A 6,421-nucleotide genomic window follows, 5' to 3' on the forward strand; every position below is an offset into this window, starting at 1 on the left:
GGACGGCTGGCTCCACAACGCGTTCCAGAGCGAGCCGCAGGAATGGCAGCGCAGCGGCAGCACCGCCAAGGGCGTGCTGTCGCTGCTCACGCCGCAGCTGAAGTCGCCGCCGAAGCATTCGGTGGTGTTCGTCGGCAATGACGCGACCGGACAGTATCTGTCGTCGCACTATGTCAAGGCGCTCGAGGCGGAAGGCCAGAAAGTCGACCTCGTGCAGTATCCGCCGGATACGACCGACTTCTCGCCGCTGCTCACCCGCATCAAGGGCATGAAACCCGATATCGTGCATTTCTGGTACAACGGCGATTCAACCCTCACCGCCTTCCCGCAAGCCCTCAAGCTCGGCGTGGCCCCGTCCTATTTCCTGTTCGGCGTCGATCCGGGCATCTATCAGGAGCGTAGCCTGAAGGCGAACGTGCCGGTGACGATGAGCTGCGTGCCGGTCTGCTGGGGTTCCTCGCCATACCCCGAGGTGAAGCAGTATTTCGACAAATATTTCGGCCTCGGCGCCGCCAAAGGCCCGCAGTCCTCCGTTTCGCTGCTCTATTACGATTACTTCTTCTGGTACGCCAAGGCGCTGGAGAAGGTCGGCAAGATCGATGATCCGGACGCGGTGGTCGCAGAGCTCCTGAAGTCGGACTACAAGGGCGTCGTGTCGCCTGTGCCGCTTGTGTTCAACAAGCATCATCAGGTCACCTTCGCGACCGAGGTCTGCATGGTCGAACCCAACACATCCGACAAGTTCAAATGCGCGGTCGAGCAGCCGCCGGCCGCACCGCCGCCCGGCGACAACGGCGGCTGAGCCGGCCCTCGACAAAATCCAAAATCGGGATGGGCGGCTATGTTCCGCCCATCTCCTTCCCAGCAGGTTCGCCACCCGGATTTGATGATGGACATTTTTGTGCAGCAACTGGTGAACAGCCTCTCGGTTGCCAGCGTCACCATTCTCATTGGCATCGGCATCACGCTGATCTTCGGCCTGGCCGGCATCGTCAATTTCGCTCATGGCGAGTTCCTGATGGTCGGGGGCATGGCGACCTGGTTCATGGTCGGCACCGGCATGAACTTCTTCGTCGCGCTGGTGTTGGCCGGCCTGCTGGTTGGAGCGCTCGGCTTTGCCGCCGAAAGATGCCTGTTCCGCTTCACGCTCAACCGGCCGATGAACGGCTTCATCATGTCGATCGGCCTCAGCGTGATCCTGCAGCACGCCGTCATCCGCGTCTTCAACGAGTTCCAGAAGAGCATCACCGACCCGGTCGGCCTGGTCTGGACGATCGGCGGCGTGGATATCATCGCCATGCGCGCGATCGTCGTCGCGGTAACGGCCGTGATCGTGGCGATAACTTATTTCGGCATCTCGCGCAGCCGCTATGGGATGGCGTTGCGGGCGAGTGTTTCGGACCGCGACACCGCCGAGCTGATGGGCATCCCGGTGCGCCGCTATGTCACCGGCGTCTTCATCTATGGCAGCCTGCTTGCCGGCATCGGTGGCGCGCTGATGATCTCGCTGTTTCCGATCACGCCCTTCACCGGCAGCGTTATCATCATCCGCGGCTTCGCGGTTTCGCTGATCGGCGGTCTCGGCAATGTCGGCGGCGCCGTCGTTGGCGGTCTCGTGCTCGGCCTGGTCGACGGCCTCAGCGCTGGTTACGGATATCCGGAATGGACCGACGCCTATTCGCTGGTCGTGATGATCCTGATCCTGGTGCTGCGGCCCCAGGGTCTGCTCGGCGGCACGCTCGGCCCCAAGGCATCGTGAGATGTCGATGCCCATGACCGACACCAGCGCCGACAAGACGGGCGCCGCGCCGGAAGGCAGCAGAGCCCGGGATCGCCTCGCGCTTCTGACGGCGGACAACGCGTCGGTTCCCCTGCCGGCCGGCGTTCAGGCGATAACGGCAATCCTGCTGGCGGGGCTGCTCATAGCTTTGCCCTGGCTCGGCCTCGGCTACCGCTTCCTGTCGATCGCCATCACCACGCTCTATACGGCGATCGGCCTCTACGGCCTCGGTCTGCAGTTCGGCCAGGCCGGCATCATGTCGGTCGGCCATGCGGCGCTGATGGGGATCGGCGCCTATGCCTCGGCGATCCTCTCCGTGCAGCTCGACCTGGGCTTCTGGACGTCGCTCCCCTTCGCCATGGCCTTGTCGGCGATCGTCGGCGGCGTCATCGGTCTGCCGACGCTGAGAGTGGGCGGACAACATTACATCATCATCACCTTCTGCTTCTGCGCCCTGTTCGTCATCGTGCTCACCAATGGCGGCACCTTCACCGGATCCGCCACCGGCCTCGATGTCGGGTCGGTCACGCCCTTGCCCGGCATCAATTTCGACAAGCTCTCCAACAATTATTACCTGGTCTTGGCGGCGCTCCTCCTGGCGCTCGCCGCGACCTATCTCATCGGCAATTCGCGCTACGGCCGGACGTTGCGGGCCATCCGCGAGAACGAGCAGCTGGCGCGTTCGGTCGGCATCAATGTCGACCTGCACAAGCTTGGCGTGCTCATGGTTTCGGGCCTGTTCGCGGGTCTGGCCGGGGTGCTGCAACTCTATTACCTGCGCCACATCTCGCCGACCCTGTTCGGCGCTTTCCCGAGCCTTTACCTGGCGCTAATGGTCATGCTGGGCGGCGCCCGCTATCTCTACGGGCCGCTGATCGGCGCGGTCGTCGTCAATTTCCTGCCCGAGGTGCTGAACCTCGATCCGGTCGATTCCCGCATCGCCTATGGCGTCTGTCTGCTTCTGGTGATCCTTCTGCTGCCGGGCGGAGTCGGAGCCGGCATCAAGAACGTCTACTGCGTGGTTCGCGGCGGGTTCGAAAAGCAAGGCGGAGGCTCGAATGGCGGCGCTTGAGGTGAGGGGGTTGCGCAAGCAGTTCGGCGGTGTCGTCGCGCTCAACGGCATCGATCTCGACATCGACACCGACCAGGTTGTCGGCATCGTTGGTCCCAACGGCTCCGGCAAGACGACCTTGTTCAACGTCGTCACCGGAGTCCACCCGGCGACCGCCGGCACGGTATCGTGGCAAGGGCAGGACATCACCAATATCGGCGCGCACCGCATCGCGCGAAAGCGGCTGGTGCGGACGTTTCAGCAGGCGATGTCTTTCCCGGGCCTGACCGTCGACGAGAATGTCCGCATCGCCTGGGAGCAGGGCAGGAGGGGCGGCAGCCGCTGGGCGTCGCCCGCGATGATCCTGGACTTCGTCGGCCTGGCGCCGCTCGGCAGGGCGATCGCCGGATCGCTGCCTTTCGGCAGCCTCAGGCGTCTGGGCCTGGCCGTCGCGCTCGGCGTCTCGCCCGAACTCCTGCTGCTCGACGAACCCGGCGCCGGGCTCAACGACAGCGAAGCCCAGGCCTTCGCGGCGGTCATCGCGCAACTGCCGCCCCAAGGCATCGGCGTCTGCCTCATCGACCACGACATGGACATGATGTCAGACCTATGCGATCGCCTTATCGTGCTCGACTTCGGCACCAAGATCGCGGAAGGCCCGCCGGCCGAGGTGCTCGCCGACCCCAAGGTGCGCGAGGTATATCTCGGTCCCGACAAGAAGGCGGTCGCATCATGAGCCTGCTCGTCGTCGAGCATGTCGATACCGGCTATGGGCCTGTCGCGGTCAATCGCGACGTCTCGCTTACGGTCGGGCAAAACGGGATAGTCACTATCCTCGGCCCCAACGGCGCCGGCAAGACGACCCTGCTGCGTTCCATCGCCGGTCTGGTGAAGCCGCGCCGCGGCACGGTGACCTTCGATGGCCGCGATGTCACCGCACTTCACGCTGATGAGAAGGCCACGCTCGGCGTCGTCATGGTGCCGGAAGGCCGACACGTGTTCGCCGATATGAGCGTGCGCGAGAACCTTTTGCTCGGCGCCTACTGCCGTAAGGACCGGGATGCGGTCGAGGCCGACATCGCCTTGATGGAGAACTATTTCACCATCCTCGCCAAGAAGCGCGGCGCCAAGGCGGGCACGCTCAGCGGCGGTCAGCAGCAGATGCTGGCGATCGCGCGCGGCCTCATGGCCAGACCGCGCATCCTGTTGCTCGACGAGCCGTCGCTCGGACTGTCGCCATTGCTGGTGTCCGAGTTACAGGGGATCATCGTTGACGTGCGCGAGAAATTCCGCGCGGCGGTGCTTTTGGTCGAGCAGAACGCCGGGCTGGCGCTTTCGGTGGCCGAGCAAGGCTATCTGATGAATTCGGGGCGCATCGTGGTGTCAGGCGGCATCGAGGAGTTGAAGCAGTCGTCGGTCATGCAGGAACTCTATCTCGGCAAGAGGGCACAAGCAAAAGGAGCCCTGTAAAACGACTCCGCCACAGCACCGGCTCGAACCACCCGCTAGCCACGTATCCACGATGTCAGGGTTTGAACTTCAGCCACCCCGGTTGCTGTGCGGCGAGGCAATTCGCTGCACTCGATTGAGAGTAGCTACCTTGCTGAGCTCTCGTGCTGGAAGAACTGCAGGAACAATTCGCGCTCGGTGGTGATGTCGAGCTTTTCATAGATGCGGCGGCGGTGGTTCTTCACCGTGCCGACGGTGATGCCGAGCCGCTCGGCGATGTTGGCTGTCGGATGGCCGGCCAGGATAAGCTGCACCAACTCGCGCTCGCGCAAGGAAAGTTCGGGCCATAGGCCCTCCGGTATTCTGGGCCTCTGCTGCGGTGAGGCGCCCGGGCCGCTCGGAGCCGAGGTGCGGGAAAATTCTGAGCCGCGCGCCTTGATGTCCAGCGCATGCAGCGCCTCGAACACCGGCAGCCGTTCGGTGAGCAGCGCGATCTCGCTGTCCCTGAAGGACACGGTCGAGCGATCAAGGAAGATGCCGAGGCACCAGTCACCGCCGTCGGAAAGCATGATGCCAACCTCGTCGCAGATCTCCGACTGCGCGAGGAAGCCGGCTATGTACTGGCCGCGCTTCGCTTCCTCGTCGGCCAGTCCCTTGAGCGGGATGATGCCTAGCCGGCGCTGGCTGCGCCATGAGGCGTAGAAAGGGTCGAAGACGTAATAACTGTCGAGATAGCGCCGCACCATCTCATCGGAGAAGCGCCGGTGCTTGACGAATTCCGGGGTCCTGGTCGCCGAATAGCGCGTCACCGTCACCAGATCATGCGCGATGTCGGCGCCGATCAGGTCGATCAGGCAGTCGACATGCCGGTCGGTGCCGGTGGCGGCGATCGCCCTGGCCAGCGGCGCCCAGATGTTGCCCATGCGCATGCCCTTTTCTCGGCGAACCGCGCCGCCCGGTCATTGTGTCTTTAGGCATATGGCGCGATCCGGCTCCGGGAATCTAGCCTGTGGTCATTCTCGGCAAGGGAAAGCGACCGTGGACCAGATCACCACCAATCCAATCGTCATTGGGATCGACGCCGGCGGCACCATGACCGATACGATCCTTGTCGATCAGGACGGTCACTTCAAGATCGGCAAGTCGGCGACCACGCCAAAGAACGAGGCGGAAGGCTTCCTCGCCTCGGCGGAGGACGCGGCGGATGCCTGGGGCATCTCGCTGCAGGACCTGTTCTCGGGCGTCAACGTGGTGCTCTATTCCGGCACCGGCATGCTCAACACGCTGTTGTCGCGCACCGGCCGCAAGCTCGGGCTGATCACCACCAAGGGCCTCGAGGACATGATCCTGATGGGCCGCGGCCTGCAGGCCTGGGCGGATTATTCCTATGCCGACCGCCTGCATGCGGTCACCCATCACCATCCCGATCCGCTGGTGCCGCGCCGCCGCACCCACGGCGTGACAGAGCGCATCGACCAGTTCGGCGATATCATCCTGCCGCTCTACGAACACGAAGTGCACGCGGCGGCCAGGAAGCTGATCGCTGACAAGGTCGAGGCGATCTGCATCATGACTGTTTTCTCCCACGTCAATCCGGCGCATGAGAAACGCATCGCCGAGATATGTCGCGAGGAGATCGCCGCCGCCGGCGCCGACATCCTCGTCTACACCAGCCATGAGGTGCGTCCGGTCATCCGCGAGCAGTCGCGGCTGAACTCGGTGCTGATCGAGGCCTACGCCACCTCGCGCGGCCGCAAGCAGTTGAAGGGCATCGAGGACGTCTCAAAGAAATACGGCTTCAAATATGGCGTGCAGACGCTGCTCTCCTTCGGCGGCCTGACCTCCATCGACCATCCGCGCCTGCACGAGACGATGATCTCCGGGCCGATCGGCGGCATCCTGGGCGCGGCCTATGTCGGCAAGCTGATCGGCAACGACTCGCTGATCTGCTCGGACATGGGCGGCACGTCCTTCGACATGGGCGTCATCACCCGTGGCCAGACGCGGATCGAGAACGAGCCGCTGATGGACCGCTTCAAGCTCAACGTGCCGACGCTGCATCTCGACACGATCGGCGCCGGCGCCGGCATGATCCTGAAGGTCGACCCGCTGACCAGGAAGGGTTCGCTCGGACCGGAAAG

Annotated in this window: 7 protein-coding genes; 6 read left to right on the forward strand and 1 reads right to left on the reverse strand. The window is 63.9% G+C overall.

Annotated elements, in window-relative coordinates:
* From EOA24_RS23990 to EOA24_RS24010, 5 genes are all read left to right on the forward strand, one after another.
* Positions 1-802 (forward strand): ABC transporter substrate-binding protein (locus tag EOA24_RS23990; protein ID WP_145992542.1); only part of this gene is annotated, 802 nt, incomplete at its 5' end.
* 84 nt (positions 803-886) lie between these two features.
* Positions 887-1,759, forward strand: a complete 873-nt coding sequence (locus EOA24_RS23995; protein ID WP_245467194.1) for a branched-chain amino acid ABC transporter permease — start codon at positions 887-889, stop codon at positions 1,757-1,759.
* A gap of 7 nt (positions 1,760-1,766) precedes the next feature.
* On the forward strand, positions 1,767-2,852 hold the full coding sequence (locus tag EOA24_RS24000) for a branched-chain amino acid ABC transporter permease (protein WP_245467193.1): 1,086 nt from the start codon (positions 1,767-1,769) through the stop codon (positions 2,850-2,852).
* Positions 2,839-3,567 carry an ABC transporter ATP-binding protein gene (locus EOA24_RS24005; RefSeq protein ID WP_126078832.1) on the forward strand — a complete coding sequence of 243 codons (729 nt, stop codon included), beginning with the start codon at positions 2,839-2,841 and terminating at the stop codon, positions 3,565-3,567. Before EOA24_RS24000 ends, EOA24_RS24005 begins: the two co-directional genes overlap by 14 nt.
* Positions 3,564-4,301: an ABC transporter ATP-binding protein gene (locus EOA24_RS24010; protein ID WP_126078831.1), complete on the forward strand. Its 738-nt coding sequence runs from the start codon at positions 3,564-3,566 to the stop codon at positions 4,299-4,301. Before EOA24_RS24005 ends, EOA24_RS24010 begins: the two co-directional genes overlap by 4 nt.
* Positions 4,302-4,426: 125 nt before the next feature.
* Here the strand turns inward: EOA24_RS24010 and EOA24_RS24015 are convergent, their stop codons facing one another.
* Positions 4,427-5,209: a helix-turn-helix transcriptional regulator gene (locus EOA24_RS24015; protein ID WP_126078830.1), complete on the reverse strand. Its 783-nt coding sequence runs from the start codon at positions 5,207-5,209 to the stop codon at positions 4,427-4,429.
* Positions 5,210-5,372: 163 nt separating this feature from the next.
* On the opposite strand from EOA24_RS24015, the gene EOA24_RS24020 reads away from it, so the two are divergent.
* The coding region (locus EOA24_RS24020; RefSeq protein WP_245501843.1) for a hydantoinase/oxoprolinase family protein at positions 5,373-6,421 on the forward strand (1,049 nt) is incomplete at its 3' end.

Source organism: Mesorhizobium sp. M2A.F.Ca.ET.039.01.1.1, from assembly GCF_003998035.1.
Taxonomy (GTDB): Bacteria; Pseudomonadota; Alphaproteobacteria; order Rhizobiales; family Rhizobiaceae; genus Mesorhizobium.